General features: G+C 73.1%; 18 protein-coding genes and 1 pseudogene. 4 read left to right on the top strand and 15 right to left on the bottom strand.

Features of this window, described 5'->3' with window-relative positions:
- Window positions 1–88 precede the first annotated feature (88 nt).
- The 5 genes from ABD339_RS05755 to ABD339_RS05775 form a co-directional block, all read right to left on the bottom strand.
- The gene (locus ABD339_RS05755) at window positions 89–1,411 is read right to left on the bottom strand and encodes an SLC13 family permease (protein WP_344562811.1); all 1,323 of its coding nucleotides are present in this window, start codon (window positions 1,409–1,411) and stop codon (window positions 89–91) included.
- 200 nt (window positions 1,412–1,611) lie between these two features.
- Window positions 1,612–2,640: a 6-phosphofructokinase gene (locus ABD339_RS05760; protein WP_344562812.1), complete on the bottom strand. Its 1,029-nt coding sequence runs from the start codon at window positions 2,638–2,640 to the stop codon at window positions 1,612–1,614.
- 205 nt (window positions 2,641–2,845) lie between these two features.
- A complete protein-coding gene (locus tag ABD339_RS05765; RefSeq protein WP_344563095.1) occupies window positions 2,846–3,490 on the bottom strand; it encodes a response regulator in 645 nt (214 codons plus the stop codon).
- 124 nt (window positions 3,491–3,614) lie between these two features.
- Window positions 3,615–4,943, bottom strand: a complete 1,329-nt coding sequence (gene macS / locus ABD339_RS05770; RefSeq protein WP_425575894.1) for a MacS family sensor histidine kinase — start codon at window positions 4,941–4,943, stop codon at window positions 3,615–3,617.
- A gap of 135 nt (window positions 4,944–5,078) precedes the next feature.
- Window positions 5,079–5,924: a lysophospholipid acyltransferase family protein gene (locus ABD339_RS05775; RefSeq protein WP_344562813.1), complete on the bottom strand. Its 846-nt coding sequence runs from the start codon at window positions 5,922–5,924 to the stop codon at window positions 5,079–5,081.
- A gap of 410 nt (window positions 5,925–6,334) precedes the next feature.
- On the opposite strand from ABD339_RS05775, the gene ABD339_RS05780 reads away from it, so the two are divergent.
- Complete coding sequence (locus ABD339_RS05780; RefSeq protein WP_344562814.1) at window positions 6,335–7,114, top strand: alpha/beta hydrolase; 780 nt, start codon at window positions 6,335–6,337, stop codon at window positions 7,112–7,114.
- Window positions 7,111–7,701 carry a hypothetical protein gene (locus ABD339_RS05785; RefSeq protein ID WP_344562816.1) on the top strand — a complete coding sequence of 197 codons (591 nt, stop codon included), beginning with the start codon at window positions 7,111–7,113 and terminating at the stop codon, window positions 7,699–7,701. Before ABD339_RS05780 ends, ABD339_RS05785 begins: the two co-directional genes overlap by 4 nt.
- Window positions 7,702–7,872: 171 nt before the next feature.
- Here ABD339_RS05785 and ABD339_RS05790 read toward each other — a convergent pair whose 3' ends face one another.
- From ABD339_RS05790 to ABD339_RS05815, 6 genes and pseudogenes are all read right to left on the bottom strand, one after another.
- Window positions 7,873–8,679, bottom strand: coding sequence for an endonuclease/exonuclease/phosphatase family protein (locus tag ABD339_RS05790; protein ID WP_344562818.1), 807 nt, complete (start codon window positions 8,677–8,679; stop codon window positions 7,873–7,875).
- A 17-nt stretch (window positions 8,680–8,696) separates the two neighbouring features.
- Window positions 8,697–9,638, bottom strand: coding sequence for an ROK family glucokinase (locus ABD339_RS05795; RefSeq protein WP_344563099.1), 942 nt, complete (start codon window positions 9,636–9,638; stop codon window positions 8,697–8,699).
- 411 nt (window positions 9,639–10,049) lie between these two features.
- Window positions 10,050–10,565, bottom strand: a pseudogene (locus ABD339_RS05800) (DUF5304 family protein); the annotation flags it as partial.
- A 425-nt stretch (window positions 10,566–10,990) separates the two neighbouring features.
- A complete protein-coding gene (locus ABD339_RS05805; protein ID WP_425575905.1) occupies window positions 10,991–12,580 on the bottom strand; it encodes an ArsA family ATPase in 1,590 nt (529 codons plus the stop codon).
- A gap of 26 nt (window positions 12,581–12,606) precedes the next feature.
- Window positions 12,607–13,116, bottom strand: a complete 510-nt coding sequence (locus tag ABD339_RS05810) for an SRPBCC family protein (RefSeq protein WP_344563103.1) — start codon at window positions 13,114–13,116, stop codon at window positions 12,607–12,609.
- A 103-nt stretch (window positions 13,117–13,219) separates the two neighbouring features.
- Window positions 13,220–13,981 (bottom strand): metallophosphoesterase family protein, encoded by a 762-nt coding sequence (locus ABD339_RS05815; RefSeq protein WP_344562820.1) that lies wholly within the window; start codon window positions 13,979–13,981, stop codon window positions 13,220–13,222.
- A gap of 343 nt (window positions 13,982–14,324) precedes the next feature.
- Between ABD339_RS05815 and ABD339_RS05820 the strand changes: the two genes are divergently transcribed.
- Complete coding sequence (locus ABD339_RS05820; RefSeq protein ID WP_344562822.1) at window positions 14,325–16,199, top strand: AMP-dependent synthetase/ligase; 1,875 nt, start codon at window positions 14,325–14,327, stop codon at window positions 16,197–16,199.
- A 75-nt stretch (window positions 16,200–16,274) separates the two neighbouring features.
- On the opposite strand, the gene ABD339_RS05825 is transcribed toward ABD339_RS05820, so the two are convergent.
- A complete protein-coding gene (locus ABD339_RS05825) occupies window positions 16,275–17,417 on the bottom strand; it encodes a glycosyltransferase family 4 protein (protein ID WP_344562824.1) in 1,143 nt (380 codons plus the stop codon).
- A 170-nt stretch (window positions 17,418–17,587) separates the two neighbouring features.
- Between ABD339_RS05825 and ABD339_RS05830 the strand changes: the two genes are divergently transcribed.
- Complete coding sequence (locus tag ABD339_RS05830) at window positions 17,588–18,919, top strand: glycosyltransferase 87 family protein (RefSeq protein WP_344562825.1); 1,332 nt, start codon at window positions 17,588–17,590, stop codon at window positions 18,917–18,919.
- Here the strand turns inward: ABD339_RS05830 and ABD339_RS05835 are convergent.
- From ABD339_RS05835 to ABD339_RS05845, 3 genes are all read right to left on the bottom strand, one after another.
- On the bottom strand, window positions 18,897–20,156 hold the full coding sequence (locus ABD339_RS05835; RefSeq protein ID WP_344562826.1) for a hypothetical protein: 1,260 nt from the start codon (window positions 20,154–20,156) through the stop codon (window positions 18,897–18,899). The two genes, ABD339_RS05830 and ABD339_RS05835, sit on opposite strands and share 23 nt — an antisense overlap.
- Window positions 20,157–20,444: 288 nt before the next feature.
- Window positions 20,445–21,509, bottom strand: coding sequence for a C40 family peptidase (locus ABD339_RS05840; RefSeq protein WP_425575895.1), 1,065 nt, complete (start codon window positions 21,507–21,509; stop codon window positions 20,445–20,447).
- 414 nt (window positions 21,510–21,923) lie between these two features.
- On the bottom strand, window positions 21,924–22,949 hold the full coding sequence (locus tag ABD339_RS05845) for a C40 family peptidase (protein WP_344562830.1): 1,026 nt from the start codon (window positions 22,947–22,949) through the stop codon (window positions 21,924–21,926).
- Between the last annotated feature and the right edge of the window lie 179 nt (window positions 22,950–23,128).

Raw genomic sequence — 23,128 nt, forward strand, 5'->3', positions numbered from 1 at the left:
CGGGATGCCGGGCCGCACGGGGACAAGACCCACGCCCTTCGCCGTGTTTGTGTGCCTATTGACCGCTTTACGCAGTCGAATATACGGGTCAGCCGCCCAGCACGCGCAGCGAGCCCCACAGCGCCACGACGGCCAGCCCCAGCGCGGGCGGCACCGTCAGCAGCCCGAGCCGGGTGAACTCGCGCAACCCGACGGAATGGTTGTGCTGGTGGAGGGTGCGCCGCCACAGCAAGGTGGCCAGGGAACCGGCGTAGGTGGCGTTCGGGCCGATGTTCACCCCGAGGAGGACGGCCAGCACCGCACCCGCGCCGCCCGGCTCCACCAGGGGCAGCAGCACCAGCACGGCGGGCAGGTTGTTGATCACGTTCGCGAGGACGGCGGCCAGCGCGGCGAGCCCCAACAGCGCGGGCAGGCCCGTCCCGCCCGGCACCAGCGCCCCCAGCCAGTCGGCGAGCCCGTTGTCCACGACCGCCCGGACCACCACGGCCAGCGCGAGCACGAACGCCAGGAACGGCACCCCGGCCGAGCCGAGGAGGGCGCGCGGCGAGGTGTGACCGCGCACCAGCGCCCGTACGCCCAGGACGAGCGCCCCGGCCGTCGCGGCCCAGACCGGCTCCAGCCCGGCCACGGAGGTGAGGACGAAGCCCGCGAGCGTGGCCACGACGGTGACCAGCGCGAACCACGGGATCCCGACCGGCTCCTCGGCGCCGCCGAGAGCCCCCGCCTCCGCCCCCGCCTGCACCTCGGCCTGCGGGAGGACGCCGTCGTCGCGGTCGGGGTCCAGGAGGTCGGCGGCGAAGAAGCGGCGGAAGACGACGTACTCGACGGCGATCGCCGCCAGCCACGGCAGCGCCATCAGCCCCGCGAACCGGCTGAAGCTCAGTCCGCTGGCGGCCAGCGCGAGGAGGTTGGTGAGATTGGAGACCGGCAGCAGCAAAGAGGCGCTGTTCGACAGGTGGGTGCAGGCGTAGACGTGTGGCTTCGCCCGCACTCCGAGCCGGGCGGCCGTCGCGAAGACGACGGGGGTGAGCAGGACGACCGTGGTGTCCAGGCTGAGGACCGCGGTAGTGACGGAGGCGAGGACGAAGACGGCGCCCAGCAGCCGCCGGGGCCGCTCGCGGGTGCGGCGGGCGGCGATACGGGCCATCCACAGGCCGCACGCGTGGAAGAGCCCCTCATCGGCGCAGAGCCGGGCGAGCACCAGTACCGCCGCCAGAAAACCGAGGACCGGACCGAGCAAGGCGGCCTCGTCCGCCACATGATCGAGGCCGACAGCGCCAGTGGCGATCACCAGCGCGGCGGCGGGCACGGCGACGACGGCCTCCGGCCACCGGGGCGGGCGGGCCACCGCCCAGACGAGGACGGCGAGCAGGAGTGCGACGGAGAGGGCCTCGGCCTGGATGCTGTTCATGGGCCCCCCGAGTATCACCCCCGTGGATCACCGATCGCCGGAGGGGCCGTGAACAGCCCCTCCGGCGATCGGCGGGAGGACGGGGAGAGAAGGGAAAGAGGGGAGCGGGGAGGGAGAAAGAGGGCGTCCCGGGCCGACCCGGTCCGGGAAGGGGTGGGCCCGGTATCTGCCCTGCCCCTGCCCCGGCCGGGCCGCGCGGCTCAGCCGAAGAAGACGCCCGCCTCTTCATAGAGCGCGGGATCGACCGTCTTGAGCTTCTCGGTGGCCTTGGCGAGCGGTACGCGGACGATGTCGGTGCCCCGCAGGGCGACCATGGAACCCCACGCCTCCTCCCGTACCGCGTCGATGGCGTGCAGCCCGAAGCGGGTGGCCAGCCAGCGGTCGAAGGCGGTGGGGGTCCCGCCGCGCTGGACGTGCCCGAGCACTGTCGTACGGGCTTCCTTGCCGGTGCGGGACTCGATCTCCTTCGCCAGCCATTCGCCGACGCCGGAGAGCCGCACATGTCCGAAGGAGTCGGTCGAGCCGTCCTTGAGGACCATCTCGCCGTCCTTGGGCATCGCGCCCTCGGCGACGACGACGATCGGGGCATAGCTGGCCTTGAAGCGGGAGGTGACCCAGCCGCACACCGCATCGATGTCGAAGCGCTGCTCGGGGATGAGGACGCAGTTGGCGCCGCCGGCCAGCCCCGAGTGCAGCGCGATCCAGCCCGCGTGCCGGCCCATCACCTCCACCACCAGCACCCGCATATGGGACTCGGCGGTGGTGTGCAGCCGGTCGATGGCCTCGGTGGCGACGGTGACGGCCGTGTTGAATCCGAAGGTGTAGTCGGTGGCCGAAAGGTCGTTGTCGATTGTCTTGGGGACACCGACGCACCGGATGCCGTGCTCGTCGGTCAGCCGCGCCGCGACGCCGAGCGTGTCCTCGCCGCCGATGGCGATCAGCGCGTCCACGTCCTGCTTGGCGAGGTTGTCCTTGATCCGGCGGACACCGTCCTCCTCCTTGAAGGGGTTGGTGCGCGAGGAGCCGAGAATGGTGCCGCCGCGCGGCAGCATGCCGCGCACCGCCGAGATGTCGAGCCGGGTGGTGTCACCCTCCAACGGGCCCCGCCAGCCGTCGCGGAAGCCTGTGAAGTCATAGCCGTAACGCTGAACCCCCTTGCGGACCACAGCCCGCATGACCGCATTGAGACCGGGGCAGTCGCCGCCGCCGGTCAGCACTCCGACCCGCATGGGATCTCCCTTCTCCGCGTGGACGCGCCTGGATGCGACGCCGTGCGGTGACGCACGGCGCAACATCCGCCACGCTAACGGTGATCCACGTCACACGGGATGTGTCGGGAGGCGGATTCCCTTGCGATATCGAGGAATTGGGAGCAGCGCGGTCACCCGTACGAGGGACACGCGTGCCCCGTAGGGGGTGGCCGGCGAGCCGGCGTCATTCGCCGTCCAGCCCCCGCTCGATGGCGTAGCGCACCAGCTCGACACGGTTGTGCAACTGGAGCTTGCCCAGGGTGTTCTGGACGTGGTTCTGCACGGTGCGGTGGGAGATGACCAGGCGCTCGGCGATCTGCTTGTAGCTCAGCCCCTTGGCCACCAGCCGCAGGACCTCGGTCTCGCGCTCGGTCAGCTTCGGGACGTCCGGGCCCTCCTGCGCGGCGGGCGCCGGATCGGCCGCCAGCCTGCGGTACTCGCCCAGGACGAGACCGGCCAGGCCGGGGGTGAAGACCGGATCGCCCAGCGCTGTGCGGCGCACCGCGTCCAGCAGTTCCCCCGGCCCGGCGGATTTCACGAGGTATCCGGTGGCTCCGGACTTCACCGCCTCCAGGACGTCGGCGTGCTCGCCGCTGGCCGAGAGCACCAGCACCCGCGGCGGGGCGCCGGGGCCGACCAGCTCGCGGCACACCTCCACGCCGGGCTTGCCCGGCAGGTTGAGGTCCAGCACCAGCACATCGGGGGAGGTGGCGCGGGCCCGGCGCACCGCCTGATGGCCGTCGCTCGCCGTGGCGACGACCTCGAACCCCGCCTCGGCCAGGTCGCGGGCCACCGCGTCGCGCCACATCGGATGGTCGTCCACGACCATCACCCGCACGCTCTGCGCCCCGACACCCTCCGCGGCGGCCCCGTCCGCCGACTCTGCCCGCGCGGCCGGTCCGCCCGCCATGGCCCCGCCTGCCGTATCCCCGTTCACCGGCTCGCCGTTCGCCTCACTGGTCATCCTTGGGCACCCTCAATTCGACTTCCGTCCCCTGTCCCGGGACCGACACCAGCTCCGCCGTGCCGCCCAGCTCCCGCAGGCGGCCCCGGATGGACAGCGCGACGCCCATCCGGCCCTCCGCCTCCGCGTCCGCCAGCCGCCCCGCCGGAATGCCGGGGCCGTCGTCCCGTACGGTCACGAGCACGGCATCCGGTTCGTCCTCCAGCAATATCCACGCGCGCGCCTCCTCGCCGTTCTCGCCCGAAGCGTGCTTGCGCACATTGTCCAGCGCCGCGCTGACAGCGGCCGTCAGCTCTGTCGCCACCCGCGCGGGCACCAGGACCGGCGCCCCGGGCTCGGCGAAGGAGACCCGGGCTGTGGCGTGCGAGGCGAGCAGCGCGCGAATGTCGCACGGGGCGGCACCGTCCTCGCTGTCGCACGTCGGGAGGGCGACGGAGGCGAGGCCCGGACCGGACTCCACGCCCTCGCCGGAATCCACGGCATCCGGCGCGCCGGAAGGGTCCACGGCATCCGGTGCGCCGGTATCAGGGGCGGCGTCCGCGCCCGCGCCGGGCGGCTTTTGCCCGGCATCCGGTGCGCCGTCCGCCACTGGGGCCGGGCGCTTCCGGGGCACCACCCCGCTGGAGACCAGGGCGCGCAGCGCGACTTCCTGCTCCCCCGCCATGCGGCCCAGTTCGGCCGCCTCACCACCGATGGCGCTGCCCCTGCGCTGCACCATGGCCAGGACCTGGAGGACGCTGTCGTGGATGTCGCGGGCGAGCCGCTCGCGCTCCCTGGTCGCCGCCTCTATCTGGAGGGCGCGAGCGAGGGTGCGTTCACTGGCGCGGGCGACCTCGATCACGTATCCGATGGCGATGCTGGCGACGCACACGAGCAGCACGTTGTGGAAGGTCGAGCGGGTGATCATGCCGCGCTCGATGATGTTGGCGATCCCCACCAGCACCGAGACACCCGCCGCCCAGCGCCAGCCGCCCTTGAGCGCGAACGCCAGCACGGGGCCCGCCACCCAGATGGACGGCAGGGTGGGGCCCACGTGGTCCTGGGCGTCGATGTACGGGGAGAGCAGGATCCCGGCGAGGCCGAAGGCGATGTCGATGACGAGGAAGGGCAGCGTGCAGCGGGCCGCGGAGCCGACGTTACGGAGCGTGGCGAACGTCCAGCCGGTGAGGGCCAGCAGGAAGACCAGGCCGGGGACCGGGGCGCTGTACTCGTCGTAGCTCCAGGCGAAGACGCCGAGCGCGTAGAGAGCTGCCAGGATCCGGTATCCGGTCAGCGCGTTCCACAGCGGCTGTTCCACGGACATCTTCTTCACGGCCATGTCTTCCCCCTGACCTCACCGTTCCGCTTCCGCCGGCCGGACGGCACCGGCCCGAGGACGCCGACCGCATGTGGCCGTTGTGGCGGTCCGGCCGCGCCGTGAGCGCCGCCGGTACCCGCCGTACGAAGAGCGCCGCTACGCGGCCCTGTTGCCGCCCTCGCCCCGGGGCGGAGTCGGCCGCTCCGCGCCCTCCGCGCCCTCTTCAGCTGCCTGCCCGGCCTTCTCGGCCCTGGCTGCCGTCTCGGCCCCGGCCGCATTCGAGGCGTTCTCGGCCCTCGCCGCCTTCTCGGCCTTTTCCGCCTCGGCGATCTGCCGCTTGGCCGCCGTCGCGTAGATATCGACGTACTCCTGGCCGGACAGCTTCAAGATGGCGTACATGACCTCGTCGGTGACCGCCCGCTGGATGAACCTGTCGTTGTCCATGCCGTAGTAGCGGCTGAAGTCGAGCGGGGCGCCGATCCGGATGCCGGGCCGCATCAGCTTGGGCACCACCTTGCCCGGAGGCTGGATCTTCTCCGTGTCGATCATCGCCACCGGGATCACCGGCGCCCCCGAACGCAGCGCCAGCCGCGCCAGGCCACCTGGTTTGCCCCGGTAGAGACGGCCGTCGGGCGAGCGGGTGCCCTCGGGATAGATGCCGAACAGCTCACCGCGCTCCAGCACTTCGAGGCCGCTCTTGATGGCGGCCTCGCCGGCGCCGCGCACACCGGAGCGGTCCACGGGCAGCTGGCCGACGCCTTTGAAGAACGCGGCCGTCAACTTGCCCTTGATGCCCGGTGAGGTGAAGTACTCCGCCTTCGCGATGAAGGTGACCTTGCGGTCGAGAACGGCGGGCAGGAAGAAGGAGTCGGAGAACGAGAGATGGTTGCTCGCGAGGATCGCGGGTCCGTCCGCGGGCACGTTCTCCAGACCCTCGACCCAGGGCCGGAACGCGAGCTTGAGCGTGCTGCCGACCGACAGCTTCATCGCGCCGTAGAACAACCTGGACCTCCTCCATGGGACGCTTCGACCCTATCTCGCCCCCGGAAGAGCCCACTCCCCGGAGTAGACACCTCCGTCTCGGGGGCCGTCTCGGGCCCGTCCCCGGGCTGCATCCCGGCCGTATCCGGGCAGGACGCCCCGGCCGCCACCAGGGCCGCCGCCCGTATGCCGGAAGCTCGCACCGGATGCCCGGCTCCGGATGCCGCACATCCGCTCCCTCCGGATGCCCGGCGGGCCCGTACCCGCGTATCCGGCGGGCCCGCACCCGGGCATCCGCCCCGTCCGGAACCGTGTTCCGGGCGGGGCGGCCACTTTCGCCCCGGCCCGCTCGGCACTGCCGGAGTCGTCGGCGAAGAATTAGGGTGGCAGCACTCCCGCCGTGTCACCCGTGAGCCCCTGGAGGCCCCACTGTGCCGCCCTTCCTCCCCGGAGCCGAGCCCTTCCACCGCGACGGATCCTCGACCGGTGTGCTGCTGTGTCACGGCTTCACGGGCTCGCCCCACTCCCTGCGGCCCTGGGCCGAGTATCTGGCGGAGCGCGGGCTGACCGTCTCGCTCCCGCTGCTGCCGGGACACGGCACCCGCTGGGAGGATCTGGCCGTCACCGGCTGGGAGGACTGGTACGCCTCGGTGGACCGGGAGCTGCGGCTGCTGGGCGAGCGCTGCGAGCACGTGTTCGTCTGCGGCCTGTCCATGGGCGGCGCCCTCGCGCTGCGGCTGGCGGCACTGCACGGGCACGCGGTGCGCGGCGTCGTCCTCGTGAACCCGGCCGCGGCCCTGCCCCGGATGCAGGGATACGCGCTGCCAGCCGGGCGCTTCCTGCTCCGCTCGGTGCGGGGCATCACCGACGACATCGCCAAGGAGAACCGCACCGAGCTGGGCTACAGCCGGGTGCCGACCCGGGCCGCCTACGCGCTGCGCGACCTCTTCCGCGTCGTCCACAAGGATCTGCCGAAGGTGACGCAGCCGCTGCTGCTCCTGCGCAGCAGGACGGACCATGTGGTGCCCGCCTCGGACTCCGCGCTGATCCTGAGCCGTGTCTCGTCCACCGATGTGACCGAGACAGTGCTGGAGCGCAGCTTCCATGTGGCCACCCTGGATCACGACGCCGAACACATCTTCGCCGACTCCCTCGGCTTCATCGACCGGCTCACGGCACGCGAGCCGCTCTCCGCGAAGGACAGCCAGTGACGGAGCGTGACCCCGGCCCGGACCGCGACCCGGACGAGGGCGAGGCCCGCCACGGCCCGGCGCTGCCTCCCGAGGAGGAGGCCGCGTGGGCGGCGATCGTCGCCGCGTACGGGCCGGAGCCCGCGGACGAGGCCCCGGAGGCGGGGGAAAGCCCCGTCGAGGCCACCCCGGACCGCGAGCCTCCGCCCGCCGACGAGCCGGACGGCGACATGCTCACCAAGCCCCGGCAGGCACCGGACACCGACCCGCCGACGCGCAGCTTCACCGTCTACGCGGCGGGCACAGGCCCCCGCGACTGGGACGCGGACGCCGCCGCCGCCGACGATGAGGACGAGGGGCACTTCGTGCCGCCCGAGCCGCCGCCACTGCCGCGGGCGGACACGACGACGAAGTTCGCCTGGCTCGCGGTGCTGGGCGGGCCGCTGCTCATGCTCGGCGCGATCCTGATCCAGGCCGACCTCACCTGGTGGATCATCACGCTCGGGGTGGGCGGATTCCTCGGCGGCTTCGCCACGCTCATCACGCGGATGCGCGACGAGCGCGACGATGACGACTGGGACGACCCGGGCCGGGGCGCCGTGGTCTGAGCCGGACCCCGGCGCGGGCCCGCGCCGGGGAGTTCCGAGTGACGGCGCGGCCCTCCCCGGGGCCGCGACGGCCGTTGGACAGAGGCGACAGCCACTGGGCGACGGCGACGGGCCGCGCCCGCCAACTCCCTTCCCTGTCCCGGAAGTCGTCGCGGGGCGGCGGACGGCGGGCTACAACAGCCGGTCGGGCGCCGGAGCCTGTGCCGGAGCCGGTCCCGGGGGTACCCGCAGGGCCGCCAGCACCGGCAGGTGGTCGGTGGCGGCGCGCAGGTCGGCCGGGGTGACGCCGGGGAGCCCCGAGGGGACGCCCGCACCGAGGACCTCGACGCCCTTCGTGGCGAAGACCGCGTCGATGCGCTGGGCGGGGGCCGCCGCCGGGGAGGTGTCCTCCGCGCCCCACGGCGCGGCCCGCCAGGCGTCCTGGAGGCCGTCCCCGAGGAGGCGGAAGGTCCGGCCGTCGGGCCGGTCGTTGAGGTCACCGGCCGCCACCGCGAACTCCCCCAGCCCGCCGAGGCGTTCGAGCAGCGCCTGGCCCTGCGCGTACCGCTCGCGCGCCTGGAGGCTGAGGTGGAAGCTGACCACCCCGAGCCGCGCGGTGGACCCGAAGCGCAGCACTGCGGTGGCGAACCCGCGCTGATGCAACCCCGGCGTGCGCGGCAGCAGCACGTCCTCGGCATGTTCGACGCAGGGCCGCAGCGAGGCCAGGATCATGGGCCCGGCGGCGGTCGCGCCGCCCGCGACGTACGTCAGGCCGGTCCTGCGGGCCAGCCACGCGGCGTACTTGCGCCAGCGGAAGAAGCGGGGGGCCTCCTGCACGCAGACGACATCGGGGGCGCAGGCCCGGATGACCCGGACGAGCGCCTCCCGGTCGTCGCGCAGGGAGCGGACGTTGTAGCTGAGCAGCCTGACCACGGCCGAGCCGTCCGGCTCGATGCGGGAGGCGGGCAGATCGGCCGGTCCGGCCGGTTCACGCGTCATCAGCGTCCGCCGGTCTCTCAGCCCTGGCGGGCCAGGTCGGCCACGCCCACGAGGCCCGCCTTGCCGCCGAGTTGGGCGGCGAGCACCTCGGCGTGCGGGCGCCAGCGGCTGCCCACGAGCCAGCGCCGGTAGGACTTGCGGATCGGGTCGAGCACCAGCTCGCCCTCGTCCGAGACCCCGCCGCCGACGATGAAGGCGCCCGGGTCGAACAGCGAGGCGAGGTCGGCGAGTCCGGCACCCGCCCAGCGGGCCAGCTCGCGGAAGGAGTCGATGGCCACAGGGTCGCCCTGGCGGGCGGCCTGGCTGATGTGCTTGCCCTCGATGCCCTCGGAGGTGCCGTCGCCGAGCCCGAGCAGGATGCCCGCGCTGTCGGGGGTGGCGGTGGCGCGCTGCTGGGCGTAGCGCAAGAGCGCGCGTCCGGACGCGTACTGCTCCCAGCAGCCCTGGTTGCCGCAGCCGCACAGCAGGCCGTCGGGCACCATCCGGATGTGGCCGAACTCGGCTGCCACACCGAAGCGTCCGCGGTGCAGCTTGCCGCCGATGATGGTGCCGCCGCCCAGGCCGGTGCCGATGGTGATGCAGACGACGTCGTCGTGGCCGGTGCCGACGCCGAACTTGTACTCGCCCCAGGCGGCGGCGTTGGCGTCGTTCTCGATCACGACGGGGAGGTCGATGCGCTGTTCGACCTTGTCCTTGAGGGGCTCATGTCGCCAGCTCAGGTTGGGGGTGAACAGGACGTTGGCGCGCTTGTCGTCGACGTAGCCGGGAGCCCCGATGCCCACCGCGTCCACCTGGTATTCGGCACTGGCCTGGCGCACCGCGTCCGCGATGGCGTCGATCACAGCGTCCGGGGTGGAAGGCGTCGCCACCTTGCTCGTTTCGAGGATCGTGCCTTCTTCGTCCACAACGCCGGCCGCGATCTTGGTGCCGCCGATGTCGACCCCGATAGTGAGTCCCATGTGTCCCTCGGTCATCCGGTGTGATCCCCGCCGCCGCCAACCGTACCGGAGCGCTCCCACGCGCTGGGCACGGTCCGGCTTGTGGCGGAATGGCCCCGGGCACGGCCACGCCCTTCGCGGGAGCGGGTCGATCGCCGCCGCGAGGGCCTCCGGACCTGGCCCCGGTGCGGCCGTCCGCGCGGTTGACCTCAGTCATCTTCGCGGTGGTCCTCAGCTGTCCTGGTGGTTGTCCCCGCGCTCGTCCTCGTGGCCGCTCTTGTCGTCGGCTTCGGCGCCGGACTTGTGCTCGGCTTCGCCGTCGGCCTGGCGCTCGCGGTCGGGGGCGGCTGCGCTGCCCGTGGCGCCGGCCATGGGCTCGTCCTGGGCGTCGAGCACGATGTGCTCGTCCGGGCCGGCCGCCGCGCCGTGGCGGTCGTCGAGGTCGATCCGCTCGGTGCCGGCGGCGGGCGGTGCCGCGTTCGCGTCCTTCGGCTCGCTCCAGCGGCGTTCGGACTCCTGGACGACGGAGCGGTAGGCGGCGAGCAGTTCACCTCCGGCGGCGGCGAGGTGGTCGAAGAGCTGCGGGTTGCGCTCGACCACGGGCTCGATGGTGGCCTTGGCCTGGGCGAACAGCTGCCGCGCCACGCCCTGGGCCGCTGCCGTGCCCGCCGCTCCGATGAGCGGCTTGCCCAGCTCGGTGACCTTCTCGCTGACCGCGTCGGCCAGCCTGCGCAGTTCCTCGGCCGGGCTGGTGGGCGGCGGCCCGTACTGCGCGCGGCGGCGGGCCTTCTCGGCGGCCAGGTCCTCCTCGCAGGCAGTGGCCCAGGCATCGGGGTCCGGCGCCGCCCCGGGGCCCGGCGCGTGCGCGGCGTACTCGTCGGACCCTGGGGACGCTGGGGACGAGCCGGACGGGGCGCTGGCGTCGGGACGCTCGGCGTCGTCGCTCATGGCGGGCTCCTACGGGCGAGGGGGCGGGTGCGGGGGCCGTTCGCCGGGCGCGTGCGTCACGTACATGCGTCAGGCGCGTACGGCTCATCGGGCCGGGCGGGTGAAGCGCCCGGGGTCCTGTGTACCTTCCGACGTTACCCGAACGGCGGCACGACGTTGAGGGCCGGCGAATCGGAGCGCCGGGCGGACGCCGGTGACGACGCGGGGCGGAAGAGGAATCCGGCCCGGCGTCGGACCGGGGCGGACAGACGCGGACCGGCGCGGGCAGCACGACCGGCGCCGAAGCGGAATCGGGGCCGTCCCGCCGTCGGCCCCTACCGGCGCGTGCTCGCGCTGCCCCCACCGCACCCCACGCACCAAACCCCCGGCACCGGACCCCGCTCAGCAAGCCCCCGCTCACCGAGGCCCGCTCACCGGGGCTTTGCTCACCGGGCCGCGTCGCCCGAGCCGGGCCACAGGCCGGGGTCGGGGGTGAAGCGCACCCGCAGCGCGCCGCCGTTGAGGGCAGCGCCCGAGACGCGGCAGCGGCGCAGCGCGGAGGGTAGCGCGAGCACGCGCCGGTAGGGGCCGACGCCGACCGTCAACTCGTCGCCCCGGCGCACCAGTTCCAGCTCTTCCCTGGTCGCACCGGGCAGAGGCAGGTGCCACACGAGTTTGCCGTCCTCGGTGAGCCGGTCCTCGACCCAGCCGTACGCGACATCGGTGCCGGGCCCGCCCGCCCGGGGCGGGGAAGCGGAGGTCGCGGGGGCTCCGGAGGCGCCTGGGGAACCAGGTACCCCTGGGGCCGCGTCCGCGCCGACAGTCGTGCGCGCCCCCGGGGCGGCATCGGGACCGGCCGCGCCCGTGACGGCCGTACGGGCGGCGTTCGCGAGGGCCACCAGGTCTTCGGGGCCGCGCGGATCGCGGCCCAGATGCGGGAGTTCGCACAGCGGTACCGATTCCGCTTCGCACTTTTCGCGCAGTTCCTCGAGCGCGGCCTGCTGCTGTCCCGCCAGCCCGGCGAGCCAGGTGTCGGCGGAAGCGACGGGCAGCAGCCGGTTGGCCACCACCGACTCCAGCTCCAGCCCGTGCAGCCGCAGCCCGGCGGCCGCCGTGCGCAGCGCCTCGGCGGCCAGCGGTCCCGGCTCGGTCACCAGCCGGACGACGGTCGCGGTGGACTCCACGGCCCGCTGGACCTCGGCCAGTTCGGCGGACCAGCGCGTCGAGGCGTCGTAGAGCCACTGTTCGGGCATGGGCACACCGGCGAGCTGGGCGAGGACGGGCCGCAGGGCACGCGCCGCCTGGCGCTCGTGCGGGACGAGGCGGCGCAGGTAGCGGCGCAACTGCCCCGGCACTGCCAGCAGGTTGAGCCCGTCGGGGGTGGGCGGCATGTCGACGATCACGATGTCCCAGGGGCTCTCCCCCGCGCGGCCCGCGGATTCCGGATGGCCCGCTGCCGCACCGCCCGCGGCCACGGCACCGCCGTCCGGTGTGGCCGTGGTGTGTGCGGTGCGCAGGGCGCGCAGGAGCGCGAAGGCGCCGGCACCGGGCAGCTCGGTCAACTCGTCCTCGTCCAGCGGAAGAGCGCCCAGCAGGTCGAGAGCGGCCTTGCCGCGCTGCTGGAGTTCGACGGCCTGGGTGCGGAACTCCTCCCCGGAGTCGATGCGCAGCAGCCACAGTCCGGGCACAGCGGGAACCGGCTCGGGAGCGCGTCCGGCCGGGCCCGCACCATCAGCTGCCGCACCATCCGGTGCCGCACCGGAACTCGCGGCATCCGGTGCGCCGGAAGACGAACCGGCATCCGGTGCGCCGACGGGACGGGAGCCGGCATCCGGTGCGCCGGCGGGTGCGCCGCCCTCGTCATGCGCGCCGCCCTCGTCATGCGCGCTTCCCCCGCCCTGGGGGCGCAGCAGCGCGGCCAGGCGCGGCGCCGACTCGGCGCTCAGCAGCAGTGTGCGGTGACCCTGTTGCGCGGCGGCGCAGGCCGTCGCCGCCGCCACGGTCGTGCGCCCGGCCCCGCCTGCGCCGGTGACCAGTACGGTCTGTGGCCGCCCGTCGCCGGTCAGCTCTCGGCCCCGCCGCTTCCGGCCGTGGCGCCCCCCGCCTCGACGCGCTTCTTCAGACCGTCCAGCGCCCGGTCGATGATGACCTTCTCGGCCTTGCGCTTGATCATCCCGAGCATCGGGATCTTCACGTCCACCGTGAGCTGGTACATGACCTCGGTCTTCGCCCCGCCGTCCATCGGCGTGAGGCGGTAGACGCCGTCCAGGGAGCGCAGCATCTGGGACTTCACCAGCGACCAGCGCACCTCGTTGACGTCCCGCACGCCGTCGGCCCCGTTGGTCCCGGGCCCGCCGATCCACTCGTAGGCGAGGGTGTGCTCGTCCTTGATGGCGCCCGCGTCCAGCAGCAGCCGCACCTGCTCGGCGCGGCCCTCCTCGTCCTGGCCGAGCACCTCGGCCTCCTTCACCTCCCCCGCCCACTCGGGGTAGCGCGGAAAGTCGGAGATCACCTCCATCACAGCCTGCGGTGCTGCGTCGACGGTGATGCTGGAGCTGGTGTGTTCCGCCATCGCCATGGCCCTCCGATGTGCCCGATCCGGTGCGCCCGCCGGTGGCGCGGGGCGTCTGCGGTGGAAGGCTACCCCGCGCCCGGAAGTACCGGTGCGCTGCGGGTCACCACTCCAGCACCCAGGGAGTCCCGGTGGCGTTGAAGTGGCCGACGTTGACGCACTCGGTGACGCCTATGCGCATGCGCCGGGCCAGCGGCTGGTGGACATGGCCGAAGAGGTGGTAGCGGGGCCGCACCTCGTGGAGGGCGTCCAGCAGGGCGGTACTGCCGCGCTCGAAGCGGCGTGCCACGACGTCATAGCACAACTCGGGCATCTCGGGCGGTATATGCGAACACAGGACATCGACCTCGCCGAGTGCGGCGACCTTGGCCGCGTAGGTCTCGTCGTCGATCTCGAACGGGGTGCGCATGGGCGTGCTCAGCCCGCCGCCGACGAAGCCGAAGCGACGGCCGCCGATATCGACGGTCTGGCCGTCCAGCACGGTCGTACCCGCACCCGCGTACTCGGGCCACAGCCGCGGCATGTCCACGTTGCCGTAGGTGGCGTAGGTGGGCACCGGGAAGGCGGCGAACAGCTCGGCGTACTGCCTGCGCACGGCGGCCTCCGTCGCCGCCTCGCGATCCAGTCCCGACCACAGCCGGCGCGACAGCTCGTGCGCCTCGGTGAAGCGGCGGGCGGTGCGCAGCGCCACGATCCGGTCGGCGTTCTCCTTGCCGAACAGGTCGGGGAAGATGCCGCGCGAGTGGTCGGCGTAGTCCAGGAAGAGGATGAGGTCTCCCAGGCAGACCAGCGCGTCGGCGCCGTCTCCCGCCTTCGCGAGGTCCTGGCTGTTGCCGTGTACATCGCTCACTACGTGGACTCGCATGCGCTCCACCCTAGATCGCCCCCGACCGGCCCGGGAGAGCCCGGAGAGCCCGGCCGCCACCCCTGGCGCACTCCTCGGCCCGCCCGGAAAGGGGGTTACCGCCGCCCTCCGCGCGCTCTGTCCCGCATCGCTTCCGTGTCCGCGAAAGCCTCGACTAGGCTGCATATCAGCCATCCACCGCGTGTGACGCACGAGACATCTCGGCGCCACCCTCTATCCCGACGCCCATACCGATGGGTAACGTCCGGGCCGTCATTCCCGGGATCCGCGTCGATCTTGGACCGAGCCAATGGAGGCCGCCCCTCGACGGCCCCGCCTTTGGTGCCGACGAGGAGCAGCAGTCTTGCGCGAGTTCAGCCTTCCGGCCCTCTACGAAGTCCCCGCCGACGGCAACCTGACGGACCTCATCCGCCGGAACGCGGCGCAGCAGCCGGACCTCCCCGTCATCGGGCGCAAGCGCGGCGGGCAGTGGGAGGACCTCACGGCGGCGGACTTCCTCACCGAGGTGCGGACGGCGGCCAAGGGACTGATCGCCTCCGGTGTCGAGCCGGGCGACCGCGTGGGCCTGCTCTCGCGCACCCGCTACGAGTGGACGCTGCTGGACTTCGCCATCTGGAGCGCGGGCGGCGTCACCGTCCCCGTCTACGAGACCAGCTCGCCCGAGCAGATCTCCTGGATCCTCGGGGACTCGGGTGCGGTGGCCTGCCTGGTGGAGACCGGGGCGCACGCCGCCGCCGTGGACTCCGTACGCGACCGGCTGCCCGCGCTGCGCGAGGTCTGGCAGATCGAGCCCGCGGACCGGGCCCCGGACGCGAGCCGGAACGCGAACCCGGCCACGGGCGCGGGCGCGAACCCGGGCGAGGGCGCCGGTGTGGGCGCCGTCGAGCGGCTGACCGCGCTGGGTGAGCAGATCAGCGACGCGACGGTGGAGGAACGCAGCTCCGTCGCGGGCGCCGACTCCCCGGCGACCATCGTCTACACCTCCGGTACCACCGGCCGTCCCAAGGGCTGCGTGCTCACCCACCGCAGCTTCTTCGCCGAGTGCGGCAACGTCGTCGAGCGGCTGCGGCCGCTGTTCCGGCCCGGTGAGGGCTCGGTGCTGCTCTTCTTGCCGGTGGCGCACGTCTTCGGCCGCCTGGTGCAGGTGGCGGCGGTGATGGCACCGATCAAACTCGGCCATGTCTCGGACCTCACGAAGCTCACCGACGAACTCGGCTCCTTCCGGCCGACGATGGTCCTGGGGGTGCCGCGCGTCTTCGAGAAGGTCTTCAACTCCGCGCGCGCCCAAGCCGTGGCGGGCGGCAAGGGCAAGATCTTCGACAAGGCGGCCGAGGTCGCCGGCGCGTACAGCCGCGCCCTGGACGAGCCGGGCGGACCGTCCCTCAAACTCAGGCTCCTGCACAAGGTGTTCGACAAGCTGGTCTACAGCAAGCTGCGCGCCGTCCTGGGCGGCAAGGCCACCCACGCCATCTCCGGAGGCGCCCCGCTCGGCGAGCGCCTGGGCCACTTCTTCCGGGGCGTGGGCTTCACCGTGCTGGAGGGCTACGGGCTGACCGAGTCCTGCGCCGCCACGGCCTTCAACCCCTTCGACCGCCAGAAGGTCGGCACCGTCGGACAGCCGCTGCCCGGCTCCGTCGTCCGGATCGCCCACGACGGTGAGGTCCTCCTGCACGGCGAGCACCTTTTCACCGGATACTGGAACAATCCCCAGGCCACCGAAGAGGCCCTCGCCGATGGCTGGTTCCATACGGGCGACCTCGGCGCACTTGACGTGGACGGCTATCTCACGATCACCGGCCGCAAGAAGGAGATCCTGGTGACGGCGGGCGGCAAGAACGTGGCCCCCGCCGTGATCGAGGACCGCATCCGCGCACACGCCCTGGTCGCCGAGTGCATGGTCGTCGGGGACGGCCGCCCGTTCGTGGGGGCCCTGCTGACCGTCGATGAGGAGTTCCTGCCGCGCTGGGCACAGCAGCACGGCAAGGCGGAGCTGACGCACGAACAACTGCTGGCCGACACCGAATTGCTGGCCGAGCTGCAAACCGCCGTGGACGACGGCAACAAGGCGGTCTCCAAGGCCGAGTCGGTGCGCACATTCCGCGTGCTGCGGCATCAGTTCACCGAGGACTCGGGGCACGTCACCCCGTCGCTCAAGCTCAAGCGTGGGGTGGTCGCCAAGGACTTCGCGGACGAGATCGAGGCGATTTACGCGCGGTAGCGCGGGGTTGCGCGCCACCGGGCACGGGGTGCCCCTGTCCGTGCCTCGTGGGCCTCGGGCCATCGCGGCGGCGTCTTACAACAGGGTGCGCAGCTTCTCCGCGAGGAGATCCCAGCGCCAGCGCTCTTCCACCCAGCGGCGGCCCCGCTGGCCCATGCGGGCCCGCAGCCGGGGGTCGCGCAGCAGTGCCGTGACGCGGTCCGCCGTCTCCTCGGGGCTGCCGCCGCGCACGACCCAGCCCGTCTCGCCGTCCAGTACCGCGTCCGGCGCGCCGCCCGAGTCGCCCGCGACGACGGGCAATCCGGTGGCCGACGCCTCCAGGTAGACGATGCCCAGCCCTTCCACGTCCAGGCCGCCGCGCCGGGTGCGGCAGGGCATCGCGAAGACGTCTCCGGCGCCGTAGTGCGCGGGCAGCTCCTCCCAGGGCACGGCCCCGGTGAAGCGCACCGCGTCACCCAGCCGGAGGGCGGCGGCCAGCTTCTCCAGCCTCTCGCGGTAAGGGCCCCCGCCGACGATCAGCAGTACGGCGCCGGGCACCTCGGCCAGCACCCGGGGCATGGCCCGGATCAGGGTGTCCTGCCCCTTGCGCGGTACGAGGCGGGAGACGCACACGATCACCGGCCGCTCCGTCAGGCCGAGCCGGGCACGCACCGCGCCGCCGCCGGAGTCGGGGTGGAAGGTCTTCTCATCGACTCCGGGCGGCAGTCGCGTCATGCGTGCCGCCGCCTCGGGGGTGAGGGCCGCCGCTATCCGGGAGCGGGTGTACTCGCCGAGGTAGGTGAGGGTGTCGGTGCCCTCGCCGATCCGGCGCAGGAGTCGGCGGGCGGCCGGGAGCTGGGCCCAGCCCGCCTCGTGCCCGTGCGTGGTGGCGAGGACGCGTTCGGCCCCGGCCTCGCGCAGTGCCGGCGCCATCAGCCCGAGCGGGGCCGCGGCCCCGAACCACACGGAGCGGCAGCCGTGTTCGCGCAGCAGACCGGCGGCGCGCCGCGTCACCCGGGGCGTCGGCAGCAGCATCGTCGTACGGTCCCTGACGACCTCGAACGGCTGCTCGGCGTCGAACGCGGCGGTGGCCCGTTCGCCCTCCGGGCCGTGCTTCCAGGTGGAGGCGTAGACGACGACCTCGGAGGGGTCCAGGCGCAGCGCCATGCTGTGCAGGAACGCCTGGATCCCGCCGGGGCGCGGCGGGAAGTCGTTGGTGACGATCAAGGTCTTGCGCATCGCCGCCGACAGTACCCCGGGCGGCTGTCACGGCGCGGCGCGGGCGGGGAGCAGACGGGGCACGGGCAGGCTCGGGAGGAGGAGAGAGCGGCCCTGCTCATGGCCCCCCTACGGGGCGGGCGGCATGATGGCCCACGCGGTCGAACGACGGACGAACTGAGAGGACACCTGTGCGGGGCGAGGCGAGGACGACCGGCGGCCTGGCCGCGCCCCTGGTGGCGTGGGCCGTGACGCGGACAGTGCTGCTGCTCTACGTCTTCAAGGTGTTCGTACTGCCCGGCGGGCTGGATGTGACCAGCGACGTCTCGGGGATCTACCACCGCTGGTTCACCGAACTGAGCGGCGGCTCCTTCCCCCTCGACGATGTGACCTGGCAGTATCCGCCCGCCGCCGCGCTGGCCATCCTCTCCCCCGCGCTGTTGACCGGCTTCGGTCTCCTCGGCTACGCCTCGGCGTTCTTCGTACTCTCCTGCGCCGCCGACGCGGCGGTGTGCGCGATGCTGCTGTACGCCACCCGTGCCAGAGCCCGCACCGCGGGCGCGCGGCGGGCAGGGGTGTGGGTGTGGATCGCGGGCGTGCCGCTGCTGGGCCCGACCGCGTACGCGCGCTTCGACCTGATGGTCACCGCGCTCGCCGTGGCGGCCCTGCTCGCCGGGGCCCGGCATCCGCGTGCCGCCGGGATGCTGGCGGGGCTGGGCGCCCTGGTGAAGGTGTGGCCCGCGCTGCTGCTGCTCGGCACTCCCCGCGGCCGGGCCGGCCGCGGGGTGTGGGTGAGCGCCCTGGTGACGGCCGCAGTGGTGGCGGTGGGATTCACGGTGACGATGCCCGGCGCGCTGGACTTCGTGACGGCCCAGGGCTCCAGGGGCACGGAGGTGGAGTCCGTCGGCTCACTGACGCTGCACGCCGCACGGCACATCGGCTGGGAGGGCCGGGTGCTGCTGAACTACGGCTCGATGGAGTTCGTGGGACCCCATGTGCGGCTGGTCAGCAACGCGGCTCTGGTGCTGAGCGTGCTGGGGCTCGGCTGGCTGCTGCTGTGGCGGCTGCACGCCAGGGCGTGGACGCGGAGCACCCCGGCGGATGCCGCGTTCGCCGCCGTGCTGGTCTTCACGACCACGAGCCGTGTCCTCAGCCCGCAGTACATGATCTGGCTGGTCGGGCTGGCGGCCGTGTGCCTGACGCTGCGTGCCAGTCGTCAGACGCTGCCCGCCGTCCTGGTACTGGCCGCGACGGGGCTGACGCTGCTGGAGTTCCCCATCTGGTTCGCACACGTCGTCATGAGCGACGGGCCGGGCCTCGTGGTGCTCTGGGCCCGCAACACGCTGCTGGTGATCGCCAGCGTCCTGGCCTGCCTCCAGCTGTGGCGCTCGACGGTCACCACACACACCCCACGGCACGCGGGCGCGAGGAAGGACACCGGCTCGGACGGTGACGGGGGCGGGGGCGGGGAGGGGGACGCGGACGGCGACGAAGCCGTGGTCAGCGCGCCAGCTCCCGGGTGACGTAAACGCGCCAGCGGTCGGTGAACTCCGGTGTGCTGACGCCGAGTACGGTGCGCAGCGCCGCGTCCACGCCGGGCCCCTGCCGCCCCCGTTCCCCCCGCTGCCGGCCGACCCGCTCGTAGAGCGCCACCAGCCGGTCGGCGCCCCATTGTTCGGCGATCATCCGGCAGGCCAGCCAGCCCCCTTCGTAGGCGCGGGCCAGCCGCGCCGGGTCGTTGCCGAAGCGGAAGTCGGCGTCGGCGGGAAGGGCGCGCAGCGCGGCCGTCCCGCCGTCGCGGGCGCGGGTGCCGGCGACGGCGCGGGCGAGTTCGGGCGCGGCCTGCAGCGGTGTCTGGTCCGACTCGCGGTACCCGGCCCAGTCGGCCAGCCCCTCGGACAGCCACATCGGGGTGGCGGCCGTGGTCTGTTCGCGGGTGGCGACGTGCGTGGCCTCGTGGGTCAGGACGACTTGGCGGCCCTCCTCGCTGAGCACGGCGTAGGCCGTGGGATTGACGAGCACGCGGTCGGCGGGCGCGGCCCGCGCGCCTCCGGCCCCCGGGGTGCCGCCCCCGGACGCCTCGCCCGTGGTGACCGCGGCGATGCCCTCGTAGGAGGTGGCGGGGGCGTCCAGCAGCCGGGCCATCGCCGCCACGGAAGCGGGCATCTCCAGAACGAGGCGACGCGGCCATGTGCCCGGCCACGCGCGGCCGACGGCGGGGACGGCCTTGTCGGCGGCACGGGCGAGGGCGCGCAACGTGGCGCGCCCGTGCCCTACGCCCATCACCAGGCTTTTCGCACTCTTCACCACGGAGAGCGTGCCCTGCTCCCACAGGTGGACGGTGCTGCCGGACGCCTCGGCCGCGACGCGCCAGGTGCCGTCCCGGCGGACGAAGCGCAGACGCTCGGTCGAGGGGGTGGCGCCCCGGTCGTATCCCTTGAACCGGTAGCGCAGCCGGACCTCGACGGTGGCGCGGCCCGCACCGTCGGGGGTCACCTCGGCGACCTGGTAGGACCAGTCGGCTTCCGGCAGCCGTCGCAGATTGTGGAAGACCCGCCGCTGCTCGGTGCGGTAGGTGTGGGCGCGCGGGTCGAGGGTGGCGAGGTAGCCGCGCTCATCTCCCGTGCGGACGGCGGCGGTCTGCCGCGCCAGCACCGCCTGGAACGCGGCGCGCCCGGGGCTGTCGCGGTCGGCGCTGTCGCATGCGGCGAGGCCGGTGAGTCCGAGGAGAAGGGCGAGTGCGAGCGTCCCGCTCAGCACTCGCCCCCGGCTGCCGGCACCCGGGCGCGGACGCCCGCGACTTGCGCGCCGTCCGTCCCGCCCGTCGTATCCGTCCCGCCCGTCCGGGTCGTCCTGCCCCTCCGGGCCGCTCCGGCCCTGCCGACCCTCTCGGCCCTGTCGCCGCTGCGTGCCCACGCGTCGATCGTACGTGCGCGGCCGCGCAGGGGGCGGGCCCGCACACAGGAGGCGGCGCCAGGAGAGACACCAGCGGCGTCACCAGGAGGAGAAGGTCCGGTGGGGCCGGTGGGGTCAGTGGGGTCAGTGGGGTCAGGGTCTGGTGACCGAGGAGACGGGCATCATGCCGACCGGGTCGTAGCGCACCGCCGCGCCGGGGTGGGGGGCGTGCACGACCTGGCCGCCGCCCACGTACATCCCGACGTGGCTGGCGTCGTCGCGGTAGACCACCAGGTCTCCGGGGCGGGCCTGGCTGAGCGGGACCTGCTTGCCGGCCGAGCGCTGGGCCTGGGAGGTGCGCGGAATGGAGGTGCCGGCCTGGCGGTACGCCCACTGGGTGAGGCCCGAGCAGTCGAAGGCGCCGGGGCCCGTCGCACCCCAGGCGTAGGGCTTGCCCAGGGCCGACTTGGCGGCGGAGACCGCGTCGGCCGCCCGCCCCGAGGATGCCTTCATGCCGGATCCCGGGGTGGCGCCCTCGGGGGCCTTGTGGCGGTCACCGCCGCGGGTGGCCCGCTCGCGCTTGGCGCGCTCGTCGGGGGTGAGCCGGTTGAGCAGCCGCTGGGCGGCGCCGAGCTTCTTCTGGACGTTCCGCTTCTGTTTCTTCAGCGCGCTTTGGAGGCTGTCGAGCTGGGCCAGCTTTCCGGAAGCCTCGCTGCGCTGCTGGGCGAGGGCGCGCTGGGCCGAGCGGAGCTGGCGCAGCTTGAGCGCCTGGCGGCTGCCGATCCGGTCGAGGGTCGCGGCCTTGTCGAGGAAGCCGTCCGGGTCCTCGGTGAGCAGCAGGGCCACGGTCGGGTCGATGGCGCCCCCCCGGTACTGAGCCCCGGCGAGGGAGGAGAGGGAGTCACGCAGGCGGTTGACCTTGGACTGGCCGCGTGCGACCGCGTCTTGAGTCTGCTCGACCTGGCGGCGCAGCTTGCCCGTGCGCTCGGCGACCGCGTTGAACTTTTCCGTCGCGCCCTCGGCCTGCTCGTAGAGCCGGTCGATGCGGGCGTTGACGGTGGCGGCCGTCGGCTTGTGGTCGGCGGGCTCGGCGCCCGCCGGCGCCGCTGGGACGAGCGCGGATGCCGCGCCCGCCGCAGCTGCCGAGAGCACGGTGACCCTGGTGGGCCAGCCGCGTCCGTGCTGCGGGTTACGTCGAGGGGACCGGTGCGATGCCACTGGAGGAGGCGGTCCTTCCGCTAGGCGAAGTTGCGCCCGCAGAATGTAGCCGCGTCCTTACAGCCGGTCCAAGGACCGCGCCCTGGCGGCGAATCCGCCCGCTCCCCGTGCCGGTGCCTACGGTGCAGGTCACCGGCCAGGTCCGAAGGTCATGCGGGTCCGGCCGGTTTCACCCGGAAGAACGACGTTTACCTCTCATCACACCGCGTGGATGATGAGGTGGAGAGCTGGAGAGTTCAGGCTCGTACGGCGGGAGTCCGGAACCCGGGCGCGAAGTCGGAGACTCCGCGGGAGTCCGGAACCCGGGCGCGAAGTCGGAGACTCGCGGCGGAGGTTCGGAGTCCTGACAGCCACGGTCCAGAGTCCGGATTGCCGCGACGGGGGCCGGGCCCCCGTCGGGCCGCTGCCGGAGGGTCAGACCCGCACGCCGTACTGGAACGGCATGTTGTTGATCGACTCGAAGCGCACGTTGGCACCCGGCTTGGGCGCGTGCAGCACCTGGCCGTTGCCCGCGTAGAGACCGATGTGGTGCAGGTCGCCGTAGAACATGACGAGGTCGCCGACCTGGAGCTGGCTCTGGCTGGAGATCCGGGTGCCCGCGCTGGCCTGCGCCTGGGAGGTGCGCGGCAGGGAGACGCCCGCCTGCTTGTAGGCCCAGGAGGTCAGCCCGGAGCAGTCGAAGGAGCTGGGGCCGGTGGCGCCCCACACATAGGGCGAGCCGATCTTGGTCTTGGCGGCGGCGAAGGCGGCGCCCGCGCGCCCGGAACCCTTCGAATTGCCCAGATCCACACGCTCGTTGGAGGCGCGGTCGGCCCGCTTCTGCTTGGCGGCGATCTTCGCGCGCTCCTTGGCGCTCAGCGTGTTGAGGAGCGACTGGGCCTTGGAGAGCTTGCCCTGGATCTTGCTCTTCTTCTCGCCCAGCTCCTTGCGGGTGCTGGCGAGGTCCTTGAGCTTGCCGGCGGCTTCCTTGCGCTGCTGGGCGAGGGTGCGCTGCTTGGCCTGGATCTTCTTGAGCGCCGCCGCCTGCTTGGTGCTCAACTGGTCCATGGCCGAGGCCCGGTCCAGGTAGTTGTCCGGGTCGGAGGAGAGGAAGAGCTGCACCGACGGGTCGATGGCGCCCGAGCGGTACTGCGCCGTGGCCATCGAACCGAGCTTGTCGCGCATCTTGTTGAGGTCGCCCTGACCGCGCGCCACGCTGTCCTGGAGGTTCTCGACCTGCGTCTGGAGCTTGCTCTGCTTCTCCTTGGCGCCGTTGTACTTCTCGGTGGCCGCCTCGGCGTCCTCGTAGAGCTTGTCGACCTTCTCCTTGACGTCCTTCTTGGAGGACTGTGGGTCGGCGTGGGCCGCCTGGGAGGTGAGGGCGACGGCTGCCGCCGCGGTCGCGGTGAGAACGCTGACGCGCGCGCGGCTCGGCTGCTTGGGACGACGGTGGGACGCCACTGGGGCGAGCTCCTTCTTCCTCAGCCGCCTGCCGGTTGGTCACTTCCGGCTCCGCGTTCACTGCGACTGGGCGGTCTCAACTCGGCGGAACAAGGCGGTCCTCCGCTGTCACCCCGGGTAGGTGACAACCGAGCGAAGGTTCGAGGCCAGACACTAGCCATGCCCATTGATCGGATCAA

This window comes from Streptomyces axinellae (assembly GCF_039532135.1).
GTDB lineage: Bacteria > Actinomycetota > Actinomycetes > Streptomycetales > Streptomycetaceae > Streptomyces > Streptomyces axinellae.